This is a genomic window from Jeotgalicoccus sp. ATCC 8456 (genome assembly GCF_016313225.1).
Lineage (GTDB): Bacteria > Bacillota > Bacilli > Staphylococcales > Salinicoccaceae > Jeotgalicoccus > Jeotgalicoccus marinus.
The window spans coordinates 1,897,591-1,914,438 of record NZ_CP066224.1 but is presented as its reverse complement, the minus strand read 5'-3'; the positions used below and the strand labels follow the sequence as shown (position 1 = coordinate 1,914,438).

Here is a 16,848-nt window from a genome sequence, read left to right as displayed (position 1 = left end):
CAAAATATATCATAAGGAGAGTTTTCCAATGAATAAATTTAAGTTCATCTTATTTATGGCTGTGTTTGTTCTAGTACTAGCTGCTTGTTCGAACACTGATTCAGAGGAAAGTGCGACTGAAGAAGACGCGGCTACCGATGAAAATACAACTGAAGAGGAAGCTTCTGAAGACGCATCTTCTTCTACTGTAGAAATTGAAGATGCCCACGGTACTGTTGAAGTACCTGTTAACCCAGAAACTGTTGTTGCACTGGACAACAGAACTTTCGAAACACTTGAAGACTGGGGCGTTGAACTTGCCGCTGCACCTCAAGACTTAATTCCAGCTGATATCTCTTACTCCTCTGATGAGTCTATCGAGAACATTGGTAACCATCGTGAACCAAATCTTGAAGCAATCGCAGCTGTTAACCCTGATCTTGTTATCGTTGGTCAAAGATTCGCAGGCTACTACGAAGATATTAAAGAAATCGTTCCTGAAGCTGCTGTAATTGACCTTAACATAGACGTTTCTGAAGAAGCAGAAACACCAGGTGAAAATTTCGAAAATGGTTTCAAAAATATCACAACTCAACTTGGGCAAATCTTTGATAAGAGCGACGAAGCTGAAGCACTAATCACTGAATTTGAAGATTCAATCACTGCTGCACAAGAAGCATACGACGGTGAAAGCACTGTAATGTCAGTCATCGTTTCTGGTGGTAGCATCAACTTCTCTGCACCAGGTAACGGACGTGTTTGGGGTCCAATGTATGAAATCTTTGATTGGCAACCAGCATTAGAAGTTGAGGAGTCATCGACTGACCACCAAGGTGACGAAGTGTCTGTTGAAGCAATCGCTGAGACGAATCCTGATTGGCTATTTGTTCTAGACCGTGATGCTGCTGTATCTAGTAGTGGTGAAGAATCAATTCCAGCACAGGATGTAATCGCAGATTCTCCTGCACTACAAAACACGACTGCTGTTTCAGAAGATAACATCGTCTATGCACCTGAGGATACTTACACAAACGAATCAATCCAAACTTATATAGAATTGTTTAACAACCTTGCTGAAGCACTAGCTGAGTAATCAAAGGAGCAATTTATAGTGTCACATAAAGACATGGGTGGGATTGGGAGAGACTCCCAATCCCTTCTTTATAATCATAATAAAATATGGACTAAGCCTTTCATCTTGGCAGTTATAGCTGTATTCATTCTCGGTACTATTTCCTTATTTACTGGTGTATACGACATCCGTGGACAAGAAGATGGAATGGAGATGTTTTTCACTACACGTATACCAAGAACAGTTGCCTTGATATTAACTGGTGCTGCTATGGCAATGTCAGGACTGGTGATGCAATTAATTACTCAGAACCGATTCGTTGAACCTACGACAACAGGAACAATGGAATGGGCAGGTCTGGGTTTACTTTGTGTTTACCTGCTTGTACCATCGCCTTCTCTAATGTTAAGAATGGCTGGAGCAATCGTATTCTCATTTATTGGGACTATGATTTTCTTTATGTTTTTACGTCGTGTTGAGTTAAAATCTTCACTTATCGTTCCAATCATTGGATTGATGCTTGGAGCTGTCATTTCTGCTGTTGCTACGTTCGTAGGTTTACTTTTCCAAATGACTCAAAATATTGAGTCTTGGTTTATTGGCTCATTTGCTTCCGTTCAAGCAGGCAGATATGAATACTTATGGATCATTGTCATTATTTGTATACTTATATTCTTACTAGCTAATCGACTGACCTTAGCTGGTCTTGGTGAAGATATAGCAACGAGCTTAGGTGTGAATTACAACCTACTCGTCTTAATTGCAACTGGTTTAATCTCACTCGCAGTCGGGATTGTTGCTGCTGTAATTGGTTACTTACCGTTTCTAGGTCTCATTGTGCCTAATATTGTCTCCTTATTTAGAGGTGATGATCTACGGAGTAACTTACCTTGGGTATGTGTAATCGGTATGTGTACCATTACCATTTGTGACATTATCTCACGTACAATCATCATGCCATTTGAAATTTCTGTTTCAGTTATTCTAGGTACTGTGGGTGCAATTGTGTTTATTTCCCTACTACTTAGACAAAGAAGACCAAGGAGGATTCGATAAATGGAAACAACGAACAATCAATTCTCCACAGCGCTTCACAATAAAAGAAGATCAGCAAAAGCATTTCGTAACAAAAAAGAAAGAACACGTTATTGGGTATTGCTCATTGTATTATTATCCGTTGGTCTACTGTCTTCATTAGGTTTACTACTTTACAATAACCCAGTTCCTGTCGATTCTCCTTCTTTTATTCCTGTTACAAAGAGAAGAATTGCTGCAGTCATTGCGATGGCAATTGCTGTGATATGTCATAGCTTGTCTACAGTCGCTTTTCAGTCTGTGACGAATAACAAGATTATCACGCCGTCCCTACTCGGTTTTGAATCATTATATGGTGCCATTCAAACGAGTACAATTTACTTCTTTGGTGCGACAGCCTTAGTTAACTTCAGTGGCCCTGAAGCATTTGGTATACAAGTTACCTTAATGGTCATAATGAGTTTAATATTATATGGCTGGTTACTATCTGGAAAATACGGCAATCTACAGCTAATGCTTTTAGTGGGAATTATTATTGGAAGTGGTTTAGGCTCTGTCTCAACATTCATGAGAAGAGTGCTTGCACCTTCTGAGTTTGATATCTTACAAGCTAGATTATTTGGTTCTGTTAACAATGCAGATCCAGAATACTTCCCGATTGTTATTCCCCTAGTGATTATCGTTGCAGTTCTACTTTTCTTGTTCTCAAGAAAACTTAACGTACTTAGCCTAGGAAGAGATGTTGCCTCGACATTAGGTACAAGTCATAGAGCGAGCATTCTCTATACTTTAATTTTAGTCGCAATTCTAATGTCTATTTCAACTGCTTTGATTGGACCATTGACGTTTTTCGGATTCTTAGTTGCAACTCTAACTTACCAAGCTGCACCAACATATGATCACAGATTTTTATTCCCAATGTCTTTAGCCATTGGTTTTGCAGTGTTAACAACTGCCTACTTCGTAATGACGCATGTTGTTAGTGCCCAAGGTGTTGTATCTGTTATCATTGAACTTGTTGGTGGAATAATATTCTTGTTAGTGATATTAAGGAAGAGGAAATTATGATAAAAATTAATGATATTAAAAAACGATATACTGATTCAGTAGAAATTGGTCCTTTAAATATAGAAATTCCTAGAGCTGGACTCACCTCTTTAATTGGCCCTAACGGCGCAGGAAAATCTACAACCTTGTTGATGATCGGCCGGCTTCTAGATATCGATGAAGGTAACATTACAGTCGCTGATTTAGATGTCTCGAGTACGAAATCTAAGGATCTTGCTAAAATTATTACGATTCTAAGGCAGGAGAATCACTTCGTTACACGCCTGACAGTTAGACAACTCGTTGGGTTTGGTCGATTCCCTTACTCAAAAGGTAACCTCAACAAAAAAGACGAAGAAATTATATCTAAATACATCGACTTTCTAAAATTAACAGAACTAGAGAACAGATATTTAGACGAATTGTCAGGGGGACAGAGACAACGCGCCTATGTTGCTATGGTCCTTTGCCAGGAAACCGAATACGTTCTCTTAGATGAGCCATTAAATAACCTAGATGTTGCACGCTCAGTCCAGATGATGAATCATTTAAGACAAGCAGCAAATGAATTCGGTAGAACAATCGTTACCGTAATGCATGACATTAACTTTGCCGCGAAGTATTCAGATAGAATCTGTGCAATGAAAGATGGCAAAATTGCCGCTTACGGTACAGTAGATGAAATCATGGATCCCGAGATCTTAACAGATATCTTCGAAACAGAAATCCAAACAATCGACGGACCTTATGGTAAAGTCGCAATATATTGATTAGTTATGATTAATTGCTTCTCCCCATTACTGAGCATTTCGCTCTGTAATGGGGGTTTTTGTAATTGGTGCGCTTCGTTTTTATTTCGAAGCACACCTACATCACTTAAGTTATTTTCTACTTAACAAAATAAAAAAACATGCCTTCTAATATACAGAAGGCATGTTTCAACAATATTTAACTATTTGTTTTAAATAAGTTTGATGAGAGCACTAAACCTGCGCCTAAAAGTGATAGGATTCCTACGATAACAAAGTTAGAGTTGTTTGATTCTCCTGTGTTAGGTAGCTCTTCTCTTTCACTTTCAGCTGTAACTTCTTCGGCTTTAATCTTCTCTTCAATTTCTAATTTGTCTGCTTCAGTTAAATCTTTTTCTTCAATGATTTTTGATGACATCACTCTGGATACACGTTGATCTAACGTTGAAATATCTTTCTCAATCGTTTCACTTTCTAATGTTATCCCTCGTAAGATATCACCATAATCATAACGATACAGTTTTTTCGGTTTTGATACTGCTGACTGTTCTGATGAACTTTCTTCTACTTCAGCCGCTTCATTTGGTCTTTCCACTTCTGATTCATTGTCACTGTTATCAGTACCTACCGCTTCTTCAGAATCATTACCAGCCTTTTCTTCTTCTGGGTAAGTTGATGAATTACTCTCTTGATTATTGTTCTGATTTGGTTCCTGACCTTCACCTAAATCATTGTTTTCTGTGTACTCTGGTAAATCAGTTTCTGTACCTTCATCTGTCTGGTTACTGGGTGAGCTAACATCCGCTTCACCTTGATTCTCTTCTGAACCTTGTTGTTCTTGATTTGAATCTTCTTCAAAATTTCCATTCGATCCTTCATCAATGTTAGTGTCTTCTTCAGATGGGGTCTCAGTTGGTACTTCTGTACCGTCTTCACTATCATCAACTGGTGGTGTGGTATCATTTCCTTCACCATCATCGTTAGGATCAGCTGGTTCTAGTATTGGTGCATCATTTTCTGTTTCTTCTACGCCAGAATCATTAGTTGTGTCATTTTCCGTTTCGCCTGAACCTGAATCATCAGTCATTTCTTCTTCTGTTTGTTCTGGCTGACCATTTGTTTCTACATCTTCTGATCCTTCATTATCAGTCTCACTAGCATTACTTTCTACTTCTTCATTATTGAATGTTTGAATCTGTGGTGTTTCGACTTCCTCTTGTTCCTCTGTCTCTTCAACTGGTTCCTCAGTTTCTTGTTCTACTGATTCATCCAAACCACTTTCAATAGCATTCGAATTTTCTTCTATTTCCTCATCAGCAAAAGCAATGTTAGGGATTAGTATTGTCGTCAGCACTAATGCAGAGGCCAATTTCATTTTTTTAATTTTACGAGTTCTCATTTCTCATCCCTCCATATACTCTGACTAAGCTTTATAACTTTTTCAACTTAAATATGTCACATAAAATTATAAGGGAATGAATGAAGAAATACTATAAAATATAGAATATGTTACAGAACCTTAATATATGCGTATTATAATGTAATTTTCTTAATGTGTGACATCATATGTGTTGATTATAGTCTGATATGCCGAGGTTCCTAGCGCTTTACAGACATAGAAGAATAGCACATCACATATCACCAATTGAGCAATTCTACTCGTCATATTCATGTATTGAATATTCGTTTCTTCTTCAGTAATTTCGATTGCTAGATCTGAATTTCTCTTAGCAACTGATGAATGATTTTGCGTTAGTATAATTGTAAAGACACCTAGCTTTTTAGCTAATTTCACAATTTCAATTACTTCCTGTGTCTTACCCGATAAAGTAATCACAAAAAGAACATCATCTTTTTTAGCATTTGTTAGGCGTGTCATACAAAGGTATTTGTCTGCAGTAAAAAAGGCATTGATATTCACTCTATGTAATTTTTGTTCAATATCGTGGCCAACGTTTGCTGAATCACCTACACCAAAAATGAATGAATTTGTCGCTTTTGAAATATGTTCAGCAGTTTCAATCATCTTTTTACGACTGACAATTTTTTCTGTATTGTATAGGGCTTGAATGGTATTTTTAAATACCTTATCAAAAATTTCAGCATGATTATCCTCTTCTAGTTCAATCACTCGTGAAATTTTTTCCTTATCTAAGGTATGCAATTCTTTAGCAAGTTCAACTTTTAATTCTTTGATACCCCGAAGACCAATTCTTTTAGCAAACCTAACTATGGCGGCATCACTTGTGTCCGAACTTTTCGCAATTTCTTTTACAGGCATATTGATAACCTTGTTAGGGTTGGTCAGCATAAAATCCGCAATTCTTTGTTCTACTGGCGTCATATATTCTAAGCGTTTGTTAATTTGGCTAAGTACAGAAAACATTTGTATACACCTCATTTAGCAGACTTTTTCTTTTAATTTTTCAATATTATGGTGTAATTATAGCACTCTAACGAAATAAATGTTACATAAATATATGCTATTATCTGTAATTATCTTATTTTTCTTTCTATTTCCTTATGTTCGGCTAGTCAATGAATACTGCATGAGCTGGACATGACAGTCTCCGTACTCTGTAACAAATTCCACACCTTTAGCATCATGACTTGGAAATATTCTAGATGTCATCGTGTATTTTCCATCGTTCACGAATACTTCGATTGAAGAGTGATCCATAAAGATTCTTAAACTATCTAAAGGTTCTTCTAGTTCAACACTTCTCGTGGTTCCATCAACATTCTCAATCGTTTCTCCAGAAAATGTACGATCTAGGGTCAGAACGCCTTCTGTACTATCGTAGGTTAATTTTGTTTCATGACGTGAATTTTTTCGTAAATAGATATGTAATATCGAAGCGTTATTTTCTAAAATATCGACGATTAACTCATAGACCTCCCCGTAGAAATCCGTCAATTTTGCTGGATATTCTCTGAAGTAGCCTTCAGCAGTAATAGCTTCACCCCGTAACTTTTCAAGTGCTGGGTGTGGTATTTGTATCAATCGATCATTCTCAACTTCTAATATTCTTGGAATCGTCAACGCACCTGTTGTTTCATCTTCTCTAGACGGATAGCTACTCTCTTCTGCACCCATCCAAGCTATTAACACTCTATTTCCATCCTCATCAAGCGTTGTTACAGGCCGGTAAAAATCGAAACCTCTATCGAATTCATAGAACTCATCATGTATAAAATAATTGCCTTCTCTTTGAAAATCTCCAATCATATAGCCTGACTGATAGATATTCCAAAAATGATGTCCAAATTTATCTAAGCCTCTAGCATTAAAGATAAAGACTGAATCCATGTCTAGATCAAAGAATTCCGGACTTTCCCACAAATAACCGAAGGCCTTGTAGCCAGTATCTAATATACCATCGAACTTTAAGTCCTCAACTGAAGGTCCTCTGTATACTGCTACTCGCCCGAATTCTTCATCATTCATGGTGCCTATAAACATAACGACTTCCCGGTCGATGACCGTTACATAAGGATTTCTAAAGAATTCTTTTGTCATTGCTGGAGAATTTCTTAATAAGGGCGCTGGATACTTCTGAATCTTGCCATCCGTATTCATATAGCCACCAAGCTGAGTGACAAGTGTCGTATCATTTTTCACGCGTTCCCCAGTGTAAAAGTACGATACTTCATTAAATATTTTCGATAAACTACCACCGTGAATACTATGTTCATCATATAAACTACCTGGTCTAACTTTGACACCTTCATTGTGAAAATGAACTAAGTCCTTAGAAGTCACATGATATATGTATTTGTAGTCTGGTGTTTCTACAAGACGACTATCAGGTGACCACTCATAAAATAAATGGTAGATACCGTTTATATAATTAAAACCAGTCGGGGCACCTAAAAAACCAAACGGTGGCTGAACATGATATACGGACTGCCACTTCGATTCACTCGCCGTTTTAATCAGCTGATCCGTTTCTGTACGTGTCAATTCTTCTAGCTTTTTTGGCATATCTGTTCACTCGCCTCCCGTTTTATTTTAATTCATCTTCTAAGAGTTGTTGTTCTGCTTTTAAATATCTTCGGTAACCGACTTTAGATACATATATGCTAATTTCGTAGAGGATAATCATCGGTACTGTTAATAATAAATGCGTCATAAAGTCTGGCGGTGCAATTAAAGCAGCCAGTACAAACATAATGAAGTATGCATACTTCCTATTTTGTTTTAAGAACATTGGTGTAATGATACCAAGTTGGGTTAAGAATAGTACTACGACTGGCAGTTGGAAAATAACGCCAAATGGTAGTACGGTTCTAAATAGAAAACCAAAATATTCATTAATTCCTATAGTCGTTTCTATACGCATTTCAAGGGATAGTTCAAATGTAAATTGAATAATATATGGTACAACTATAAAGTATGAAAAAGCCATACCGATTAACATCAACACCATGGCTATTGGAATGTATAGCAAGGTCACTTTTCGTTCTTTCTCATACAATCCCGGTGCAATAAATGCCCAGAGTTGGTACAAGATTACTGGTAAGATAATTATGAATGCAATAATAATGATAACAACTAAGTATATTTTTAATGGATCCGTAACCTGAAATGCATGCATTTGAATATTTTCTGTCCAGGGTGCATTTTGCATTTGATTTATTAAAGGTTTAGATAAGAAAAAACCTATAAATAGAGCGGCAACAAAGAAGTACATTGCAATCAATATACGTTTTCTCAATTCATCAAAATGCTCTGTAAAATCTCTTTCTTCATCTACCAATTTAGCTTTCACCTCTTTAAAAAGAGGCGGCTTTCGCCACCCCTAGTTTAAGCTTCTGATTCAATTTTCTTTGGTTCTTCTTTTTTGCTTACTGCGCTATCGTCTTTTTTGACTTTGTCATCTTCTTCGTCATCTTCAGCAAGCCCTTTAGTTGCATCTTTAAACTCTTTTAAAGTAGACCCTACTGCACGTCCAAATTGTGGTAACTTTTTCGGTCCAAAAATAATTAATGCAACCACTGCGATAACAATCAAGCTAACTGGAGTTACAGCCATTAATGTATTTGGTAAAAGAACATCTATCATATTATACCCCTCCTATTTAATCTTCATTTGGAAAAATAATGCCTGGAGTTCAACACCAAGATCAATACTATGTACTGTGACGTCAGGACTAACGTTCAATCGAATCGGTGTAAAGTTTAAAATTCCTTTTATACCAGCCGCTTCAAGTCGTTCCGCTGTTTCTTGTCCCGCTTCCATAGGTACAGTCATAATTGCGACTTCAACATTTTCTTGGTTGATTATTTGCTCCATTTCATTGACATGAAAAATCTCAATATCATTTATAGTTTTACCTACAAGTGATTCATTACTGTCAAAAGCACCAACTACGTTCATTTTATCATGAATGTTGGCAAATTTGTAGTTCAACAGTGCACTACCAAGATTCCCTGCCCCAGCTAAAATTACATTTTTTACATCGTTGCCTTGAATATGTTCCATGAAGAATTTTAAAAGACTTCCGATATTATAGCCGTATCCTTTTCTACCCAATTCTCCAAAGTAGGAAAAATCACGGCGGATGGTTGCCGAATCAATATCTAGGGCTTCACTAATTTCTCTCGATGATACTCTGTCATTACCATTATGTTCTTCTTGCTTAAAATAACGGTAATAGAGAGGTAGTCTTTTCATAGTTGCATTAGGAATTTTCTTCTTGTTCGCCATTCCTTTCACCTCTGTATGTCTATTCTCCACATTATAACATAATCTATATCTGCTGACACCGCTATATCTAGTCGAATTTTGTCCATTTATCATGTAAAATTAAATAGGAAACGAGGTATTTAATATGATTCTTTTACAATTAGGAAATGTCTCTAAGGCATATGGTACAAATACTATTTTTGAACATATAGATTTAGAAATAAAATCTGGTGAAACTTTGGGTATCGTTGGTAAAAATGGTGCAGGTAAAAGTACCTTGATGAAAGTTATGGCCGGCGAATTAACCTATGATACAGGCAGATTGAGTATGCCAAAACATGTAAACATGGGTTATTTATCTCAACAGATGACTTTGGAGTCAGATGAAAGTGTTTATAATGAAATGCAAAAGCCATTTGCTCACATATTAAAAATGCAAAAAGATATGGAGCATATTGCAACATGGTTGAGTGAACATGATAATTCAGAAGCTGACTATAATGAGCAATTGAAGCGCTATGAAAGTATTCAGCTAGAATTCGAGCGACTGGACGGCTATACAATTGATGCTCAAATTAAAGCTGTTTTAATAGGTTTAAATTTTACAGAGGCTGATTTAAACAGGAAAGTCGCTGAGTTTTCAGGTGGTCAAAAAACACGTTTAGCTCTAGGTAAGATGCTTTTGAATCAACCTGACCTCCTACTGTTAGACGAACCAACTAACCACTTAGACATGTCTACAGTCGAATGGCTAGAACAATATATTAAAACTTATACTGGGGCTATCGTCATTATTTCTCACGACCGCTACTTCTTAGACAAAACAGTGGATAAGATTTTTGAAGTCGAATTACAGCGTGGCACGCTTTACCATACAAATTACACTAACTATGTTAAAGAAAAAGAGAAGAACTACAGGTTACAAATGAAACAGTACGAAAGAGAACAGGGTGAAATTAAGCGTTTAGAAACCTTTGTCGATAGAAATATTGCCCGCGCCTCTACTTCAGGTATGGCAAAAGATAGAAGAAAGAAACTTGAGATGATGGACAAGATGGATAGACCATACATCGACCGTTCGAGTGCGGACTTCCAGTTTACGATTAAAAAGGAAAGCGGTAATGATGTACTCCGTCTAAAAGATGTTGCGATTGGCTACAAGGACCACGTCTTAAGAGATCAACTCAGTTTTAATGTTGATAAAGGCGAAAGACTGGGTATTCTTGGCCCCAATGGTATTGGTAAATCTACACTGGCTAAGACGATTGCAAAATTAATCCCTAAATTAAAAGGTGAAATTCAATATGGGACAAATGTTTCAATTGGATACTATGATCAAAAACAGGCTGAATTTACATCTGTAAACACCGTCTTAGAAGAACTGTGGAGTGCATATCCGCATATGAAGGAAAGCGATGTTAGAAAGATACTCGGCCGCTTCCTCTTTACTCAAGATGAGGTAAAAAAACAAGTCAATGACCTAAGTGGTGGAGAAAAAGCGAGAATACAGCTCGCTAAACTGATGCTTGAAGAAAACAATTTACTGATTCTAGATGAACCAACGAACCACCTAGACATAGACAGTAAAGAAGTGTTGGAAAGTGCCTTAGCGAATTTTGAAGGTACGATTATATTCGTTTCACATGACCGTTACTTTATCGATAAGATTGCCAGTAAAGTATTAGAAATAGAAGTGGATAAAGTACTGTTGGTAGACGGCGACTATAGTTATTTCACACATAAGAAAAAAGAATTGGAATTTACTAATCAAGGTGTGGTCGACGCACCAAAAGCAGATACAGGTGTTGACTACCAAGCTCAAAAACAAAGAAGAAATGATCTTAAGAAAATTAAGCAAAAGAGTCAAGAACTTGAAAAGGAAATACAAGAATTAGAAAGCGAGCTCACTGCAATTGAAGACAAACTTGTCGCTCCCGAAGTTTTTAATGACTATGAAAAAGCCCAAGAATTAAATGAACGGCTCCTTGAAATCAATGCTCGTATTGAGAAGAGTATGGAAGAATGGGAAGAAGCAGAAGAAAAATTAGCTGAGCTTTAGATTTTTGAATGAACGACTACCACCTATTTTATGAAGAGTGGTAGTCGTTTTTTTCGAGTTCCGGCTATCTGGATTGCTGCCCTTCGATTTCTTTTCGAGTTCCAACTCGCTCCTACTCTCCCCATATTCATACATATTGTTAAGAGGATTTAACCGTATGTTCGATTTCAATATACACAAAATGGAAGATGAGTTTTCCACAATCATAATGCTATATTATCAACAATTCATTGATTTTATCCACAAAAAATTATGTTTTCAACATAGTTATGCACAGATTAATACACAAATACGACAGTTTTACCCACAACTTATGCACACTTTGTGGACAAAACGTATGTTCTCTATAGAACAGTCTATAGGCCGGCCAAACGTATTATGAACTGAATATGTGTTCGTAAAGTCATAAATGAAAAAGAAAAAAGCATGCTCTTTAAAAGAACATGCTTATATACATTTCTATTCTCCGTTAAACATCCACTCAACACCATATGGATCTTTGACCCCACCAAAATGTGACGACCATTCAGTCGGACCGAGTTCCATTGTTACTTCAAAACCTGCTTCGACTGCTTTGTTGTAAAAGTCTGTAATTGTCTGTACTTCCGCTTCGTTACTTGAATCGAAGGTAAAAACGTTGATGGCACCTGAGTTGTCGATTTCCTTTTGCCCCCAAGTTGAACTTACCATAAAGGGCTGGTCTAAAATCTTAAATGATGCATTCATCACAAATGTTTCAGCCTCTTCTTCAGTCATTCCCATTTGATCTAAGTTTTCTTTAAACATTGGATCAGACGCTAAAGCTGTTTCAACTTCTGTTGCCCCGAAATTTTCTTCATAAAATTTTAAAGCACCTAACGCATCCGCAAAGTTAAAGTACTGGACATTTTTAATCTTCGACTCACTCCTTAAATAATTTTACATTACTACATACCCGTTTTAGCGAACTTCTACTAAGTTTTGATTTTCAATTTTATAAACATAATCAGCGATTCTGTTAACAAAATATTTATCATGTGAGGTCAAAATAATTGTACCTTTATAGCCCTTAATGAATTTCTCCAATGCCTCAATCGTTTTAATATCGATAAAGTTCGTTGGTTCATCCATAATAATCACATTGGAAGGTTCGACAAACATGAGTGCTAAGGACACTTTTGTAGCTTCTCCTCCACTTAGCTTGTTCACTGGTTTTATTATTTCATCGATAGTAAAACCTAAATTAATTAATATCGCTCTAATTTTATCTGCAGTGAGTGTAGATTTGGCTAGTAGGAAGTCTAAGACAGAGGTATTGCCCTGTAATTTATAATCCATCTGTTTGTAAAATCCAAATTTTATTTTAGGAGATAGCTCAAACCCTTCCTCGTCATGTATTAACTCATTTAGGAAACTCGATTTCCCAGAACCATTGCTTCCAGTTATTGCTATGGTTGCTCCTAGTGGAAATTGAAAATTAACCTGATCTAGAAGTAATCGATCTCCCCTAGAAATAGATACATCTCTTCCCATAATCGGAAATTTGTTATGCATTTCTAAGTCTTTTGAAAGAGGGAATTGAATGTCTTTACTCTCCATCGGCGATGATGTTTCTTTTAACTGACTCAACCTGCTCTCCATGGCTTTAACTGCCTTAAAAGCTTGTTTTTGTACAGTATCTTTTTGTTTGGAACTTGATAGTCGATCCGGTTTAATATCATTTCCTTTAGCTTTTCCAGCCAATTTCTCTGCCTTCTGAGCTTTTTTGTCGATCGCAGCTTCGAGCCTTGCTTTTTCCTTAACCGTTTTTTCATGTTCGTGAGCTTGCTCTAGTGCTTCTTTTTCTTTTGTTTCTAAATAATCATCATAATTCCCATTGAATTCTCTTATCGTACCATCTGAGATTTCCCAAACTTTTGTTGCCAACTGATTTATAAAATATCGATCATGGCTTACAAATATTAAAGTACCGTAATAGTATCTCAATTCATCTAAAAGATAGTCTATGCTTTCACTATCCAGATGTGTTGTCGGTTCATCTAGTAATAGTCCTAATTGATATGTCGAAAGGGCTTTAACAATTCTAAATTTAGTTTGTTCTCCTCCGCTCATACCCTCATTCTCTGGAACATTTAAGCGGCTTAGCATCTCAAAGTCCATATCATTATCACTTTGATAATTAGTGTCTTCAATTTGTTTAAAATAGTTAAAGTCGTTTTCTCTTTGAACTTCCCCAGTATATTCTTCTAATTCACCTGCAAGTAGTTTTAGCAAAGTTGATTTTCCTGTACCGTTTTTACCAACAATTGCAATTCGATCATTAATATAGGCTGATAAATCATCGATATCAGAGATATCCTTATTGCCAAAACTAACTGATATATCTTTTAATCTTATTGTTAAAGTATTCATTATAATTTGCACTCCTTATGAGCTTGCAAACTATATTTAGGTCATAAAAAAAGACAGCTTTAAGCTGTCTTTACCGTACTATAAAAAGTGTTAAAAATAGGCATACTACTCCCATGTAATATAGTTTGGACAAGACTTTTGAATTATTTAATTATTGATTCAAAATTGTTGTCCAAATACGTGGGATTCCCATTTCTGTCACTCCTTAAAATTATTTATACTCATTATAACAAAATTTACACTAAATTTCTAGGTCGTAAATTCATAAGCCTCTATATCTATAAAACTTCTACCGTTTAGGGTAAGGTCTGCTCTGTGGTCTTTTGTATATAAATGATAAGCTGCAGCACCAATCATTGCAGCATTGTCCGTACAAAATTTTAGGGCAGGAATGTGTAAAGCTATACCATTCTCCTCACTCAGTTCAGAAAAACGCTGACGAATCTCACTATTTCCAGCTACCCCACCTGCAATGACTAGATTTTTTACCTTATACGCTTTTAAGCTTTTGAAGGTCTTATCTGTTAAAACATCCACGACACTTTTTTGAAAGCTTGCCGCTACATCATTTTTATTGACTTCTAAACCTTTTTGTCGATAATTATGAAGTTTGTTTATGACAGCCGACTTCAAACCTGAAAAACTAAAATCGTAAGTATCTTCCTTCATTAAACCTCTGGGGAAATCAAAGGTGTCTTCCCCAGTTTGAGCAAGTTTATCGATATGTGGTCCGCCTGGATACGGTAAATCAATCACTCTGGCGACCTTATCGAAAGCTTCCCCCACTGCATCGTCTCTAGTTTCCCCGGTGATTTCAAAAGAAAAATGATCTTTCATATAAACAAGCTCTGTATGGCCACCTGAAATTACCAATGAGACGAGTGGAAACTGTAGTGGTTGTTCGAGCTGACTTGCGTAAATATGACCAGCAATGTGATGAACTGGGATTAATGGGAGGTCATGAACGAAGGCATAAGTTTTCGCAGCATTAATACCGATTAATAAGGCACCAATTAAACCCGGACCTTCTGTTACAGCCACAGCATCTAGGTCACTTGGTTCTAGTTCTGCTTCATCCATTGCAAGCTCTATTACCTTAGTAATGGACTCAACGTGATGTCTTGAAGCAACTTCAGGCACAACGCCTCCAAATCTCTTATGACTCTCTATTTGACTGACGACAACATTAGATAGTATTTCATTACCATTTAAAATGACACTCGCAGCAGTTTCATCACAGCTTGTTTCAATTGCTAGTATCTTCACATCTTTACTCATCAATATTCACCCACATCACGTGTGCATCAAGCCCTTCTCCATAATAATTTTTACGTACGCCACCATAGTTAAAACCACTTTTTTCATACAGCGTTAAAGCGGGTGTATTGTCTACTCTAACTTCCAAGGAAATCGTATCTGCCTGACCTCTAACAAATTCCTTGATATGTTCCATTAAAAGATGGCTATAGCCCTTACCACGCATCGATTTTTTGATAGCAACTGTCGTAATTTGACACTGATCAATGACCAACCAGATACCAGTATAACCCACAATTTCATCATCTATTTCTAGGATAAAATAGTGTGCAAATTGATTCATAACTAGTTCCCTCGTATATGCCTCAATTGTCCAAGTCGTATCTTTAAATGCTTCTTCTTCTATCTTAATTACAGTATTTAAATCTTCAAGCTGCATTTTTCTTATTGCTGGTTGTCCTGCCAATTTCTTTCCGCCTCCGAGATACGTAAATAATCAGGGGTAAACGCATCAACATCTTCTTCCCTTAACATATTATTATATTGTTCTACACATGCAATTCTAGGTCCAACGTCGACAAATTCGCTTATATGAATTGATCGCTTCTCATCACCATTTAAAAAATAAGTTGATGCCTTATCATCTATGAATGTTTTATATTCTGGTTCGTTAACAATCTTAACTTCACTCTTTTTAAAGTCATATGTTGCAGTAAAGACACTTTCACGTCTGGCGTCTATAAGGGCTGTTACAGGACCCTCAATTCTTTCTGATGCTGCAAGTACAAAGAGCGAAGATACAGAGTACAGTGGTATATTTAAGCCTTTTGCTAGCATCTTAGCAACAGTAGCTGCAATTCTTATACCTGTATAAGAACCTGGTCCCCTTGCAACAATCACACGGTCTATATCTTGCTTCTTAATATCTCCAATATTTAAGAGTTTATTGATATTTTCTAATAGAGTTTCAGAATGTGTTTTTTTAAAATTCGTATTGATTTCCGCAACGAGTTTACCATCACGGTTAAGTGCTACAGATAAGGCCTGATTTGATGTATCAATCAATAAACTGATCATGAACTTCACCTGCTATTCTAATATTATTATCACCCGTCGCATTCATGACTAAGTTTCTTCTATTATCATTTCCATATGATAGCTCTAGTGATATATACTCATTCGGTAGATATTCTTCAATAAATTGTGGCCACTCAACTATGGCAATATCATTGTCATTAAAGTATTCATCAAAACCTAAATCCTCATCACTATCTTCTAAACGATAACAATCCATGTGATGAATTTTATACTTCCCATTATATGATTTAATAATGTTAAATGTGGGCGATGTCATATGTCGCTTAACACCTAGGGATTTTCCTAAAAATTGGGTAAAGGTTGTTTTTCCACTTCCTAAATCACCACTTAACAATATAACAGTTCCAGGATCTATCTCCTCAGAAAATGCTTTTGCGAAACGTTCAGTATCAGATAAAGCATTAAGTTCAAAAGTATACATCAAAGATCTCCTTAAAGGATTTATTATTCATTATAATACAAAAAAAGAGAC

The 16,848-nt window shown here is 36.4% G+C and carries 17 protein-coding genes; 5 read left to right on the top strand and 12 right to left on the bottom strand.

The features are described from left to right. Positions 1-28 precede the first annotated feature (28 nt). The 4 genes from JEM45_RS09940 to JEM45_RS09925 are packed head-to-tail and all read left to right on the top strand — an operon-like array spanning position 29 to position 3,903. The gene (locus JEM45_RS09940; protein ID WP_026866710.1) at positions 29-1,072 is read left to right on the top strand and encodes a siderophore ABC transporter substrate-binding protein; all 1,044 of its coding nucleotides are present in this window, start codon (positions 29-31) and stop codon (positions 1,070-1,072) included. Positions 1,073-1,105: 33 nt separating this feature from the next. Then, entirely contained in the window at positions 1,106-2,107 is a 1,002-nt protein-coding gene (locus JEM45_RS09935) for an ABC transporter permease (RefSeq protein WP_166627101.1), read from the top strand. Then, positions 2,108-3,154 (top strand): iron chelate uptake ABC transporter family permease subunit, encoded by a 1,047-nt coding sequence (locus JEM45_RS09930; protein ID WP_198687409.1) that lies wholly within the window; start codon positions 2,108-2,110, stop codon positions 3,152-3,154. Next, positions 3,151-3,903, top strand: a complete 753-nt coding sequence (locus JEM45_RS09925; RefSeq protein WP_198687408.1) for an iron ABC transporter ATP-binding protein — start codon at positions 3,151-3,153, stop codon at positions 3,901-3,903. The genes JEM45_RS09930 and JEM45_RS09925 overlap by 4 nt, the downstream gene beginning before the upstream one ends. Before the next feature lie 178 nt (positions 3,904-4,081). Here the strand turns inward: JEM45_RS09925 and JEM45_RS09920 are convergent, their stop codons facing one another. From JEM45_RS09920 to JEM45_RS09895, 6 genes are all read right to left on the bottom strand, one after another. Beyond that, a complete protein-coding gene (locus JEM45_RS09920) occupies positions 4,082-5,281 on the bottom strand; it encodes an LPXTG cell wall anchor domain-containing protein (RefSeq protein ID WP_198687407.1) in 1,200 nt (399 codons plus the stop codon). A gap of 150 nt (positions 5,282-5,431) precedes the next feature. Further along, complete coding sequence (locus tag JEM45_RS09915; protein WP_026867284.1) at positions 5,432-6,268, bottom strand: MurR/RpiR family transcriptional regulator; 837 nt, start codon at positions 6,266-6,268, stop codon at positions 5,432-5,434. A gap of 135 nt (positions 6,269-6,403) precedes the next feature. Continuing rightward, positions 6,404-7,867 (bottom strand): glycoside hydrolase family 32 protein, encoded by a 1,464-nt coding sequence (locus JEM45_RS09910; RefSeq protein ID WP_026867283.1) that lies wholly within the window; start codon positions 7,865-7,867, stop codon positions 6,404-6,406. A gap of 22 nt (positions 7,868-7,889) precedes the next feature. After that, positions 7,890-8,642: a twin-arginine translocase subunit TatC gene (tatC, locus tag JEM45_RS09905; RefSeq protein WP_198687406.1), complete on the bottom strand. Its 753-nt coding sequence runs from the start codon at positions 8,640-8,642 to the stop codon at positions 7,890-7,892. Positions 8,643-8,689: 47 nt separating this feature from the next. Beyond that, a complete protein-coding gene (locus tag JEM45_RS09900) occupies positions 8,690-8,917 on the bottom strand; it encodes a twin-arginine translocase TatA/TatE family subunit (protein ID WP_166627103.1) in 228 nt (75 codons plus the stop codon). A gap of 42 nt (positions 8,918-8,959) precedes the next feature. Then, positions 8,960-9,592, bottom strand: a complete 633-nt coding sequence (locus tag JEM45_RS09895) for a redox-sensing transcriptional repressor Rex (RefSeq protein WP_026867280.1) — start codon at positions 9,590-9,592, stop codon at positions 8,960-8,962. Between the two features lie 124 nt (positions 9,593-9,716). Here JEM45_RS09895 and JEM45_RS09890 point away from each other — a divergent pair, with 124 nt between their 5' ends. Next, the gene (locus JEM45_RS09890; protein WP_198687405.1) at positions 9,717-11,630 is read left to right on the top strand and encodes an ABC-F family ATP-binding cassette domain-containing protein; all 1,914 of its coding nucleotides are present in this window, start codon (positions 9,717-9,719) and stop codon (positions 11,628-11,630) included. Between the two features lie 459 nt (positions 11,631-12,089). Here the strand turns inward: JEM45_RS09890 and JEM45_RS09885 are convergent, their stop codons facing one another. From JEM45_RS09885 to tsaE, 6 genes are all read right to left on the bottom strand, one after another. Beyond that, positions 12,090-12,524, bottom strand: coding sequence for a VOC family protein (locus JEM45_RS09885; RefSeq protein ID WP_198687989.1), 435 nt, complete (start codon positions 12,522-12,524; stop codon positions 12,090-12,092). A 45-nt stretch (positions 12,525-12,569) separates the two neighbouring features. Next, on the bottom strand, positions 12,570-14,021 hold the full coding sequence (abc-f, locus tag JEM45_RS09880) for a ribosomal protection-like ABC-F family protein (RefSeq protein ID WP_198687404.1): 1,452 nt from the start codon (positions 14,019-14,021) through the stop codon (positions 12,570-12,572). A gap of 249 nt (positions 14,022-14,270) precedes the next feature. Next, complete coding sequence (gene tsaD, locus JEM45_RS09875; protein WP_198687403.1) at positions 14,271-15,299, bottom strand: tRNA (adenosine(37)-N6)-threonylcarbamoyltransferase complex transferase subunit TsaD; 1,029 nt, start codon at positions 15,297-15,299, stop codon at positions 14,271-14,273. After that, complete coding sequence (gene rimI / locus JEM45_RS09870) at positions 15,292-15,717, bottom strand: ribosomal protein S18-alanine N-acetyltransferase (protein WP_051220556.1); 426 nt, start codon at positions 15,715-15,717, stop codon at positions 15,292-15,294. The genes tsaD and rimI overlap by 8 nt, the downstream gene beginning before the upstream one ends. Before the next feature lie 5 nt (positions 15,718-15,722). After that, positions 15,723-16,355, bottom strand: coding sequence for a tRNA (adenosine(37)-N6)-threonylcarbamoyltransferase complex dimerization subunit type 1 TsaB (tsaB, locus tag JEM45_RS09865; protein ID WP_198687402.1), 633 nt, complete (start codon positions 16,353-16,355; stop codon positions 15,723-15,725). Beyond that, on the bottom strand, positions 16,336-16,797 hold the full coding sequence (tsaE, locus tag JEM45_RS09860) for a tRNA (adenosine(37)-N6)-threonylcarbamoyltransferase complex ATPase subunit type 1 TsaE (RefSeq protein WP_035857062.1): 462 nt from the start codon (positions 16,795-16,797) through the stop codon (positions 16,336-16,338). Before tsaE ends, tsaB begins: the two co-directional genes overlap by 20 nt. Between the last annotated feature and the right edge of the window lie 51 nt (positions 16,798-16,848).

Coding starts and splice junctions, on each gene's coding strand:
- JEM45_RS09920 (WP_198687407.1), bottom strand. CDS start 5,281: ATGAGAACTCGTAAAATTAAAAAAATGAAATTGGCCTCTGCATTAGTG.
- JEM45_RS09935 (WP_166627101.1), top strand. CDS start 1,106: ATGGGTGGGATTGGGAGAGACTCCCAATCCCTTCTTTATAATCATAAT.
- JEM45_RS09895 (WP_026867280.1), bottom strand. CDS start 9,592: ATGGCGAACAAGAAGAAAATTCCTAATGCAACTATGAAAAGACTACCT.
- JEM45_RS09890 (WP_198687405.1), top strand. CDS start 9,717: ATGATTCTTTTACAATTAGGAAATGTCTCTAAGGCATATGGTACAAAT.
- tsaE (WP_035857062.1), bottom strand. CDS start 16,797: ATGTATACTTTTGAACTTAATGCTTTATCTGATACTGAACGTTTCGCA.
- JEM45_RS09910 (WP_026867283.1), bottom strand. CDS start 7,867: ATGCCAAAAAAGCTAGAAGAATTGACACGTACAGAAACGGATCAGCTG.
- rimI (WP_051220556.1), bottom strand. CDS start 15,717: ATGCAGCTTGAAGATTTAAATACTGTAATTAAGATAGAAGAAGAAGCA.
- JEM45_RS09925 (WP_198687408.1), top strand. CDS start 3,151: ATGATAAAAATTAATGATATTAAAAAACGATATACTGATTCAGTAGAA.
- JEM45_RS09900 (WP_166627103.1), bottom strand. CDS start 8,917: ATGGCTGTAACTCCAGTTAGCTTGATTGTTATCGCAGTGGTTGCATTA.
- tsaD (WP_198687403.1), bottom strand. CDS start 15,299: ATGAGTAAAGATGTGAAGATACTAGCAATTGAAACAAGCTGTGATGAA.
- tsaB (WP_198687402.1), bottom strand. CDS start 16,355: ATGATCAGTTTATTGATTGATACATCAAATCAGGCCTTATCTGTAGCA.
- abc-f (WP_198687404.1), bottom strand. CDS start 14,021: ATGAATACTTTAACAATAAGATTAAAAGATATATCAGTTAGTTTTGGC.
- JEM45_RS09930 (WP_198687409.1), top strand. CDS start 2,108: ATGGAAACAACGAACAATCAATTCTCCACAGCGCTTCACAATAAAAGA.
- JEM45_RS09915 (WP_026867284.1), bottom strand. CDS start 6,268: ATGTTTTCTGTACTTAGCCAAATTAACAAACGCTTAGAATATATGACG.
- JEM45_RS09940 (WP_026866710.1), top strand. CDS start 29: ATGAATAAATTTAAGTTCATCTTATTTATGGCTGTGTTTGTTCTAGTA.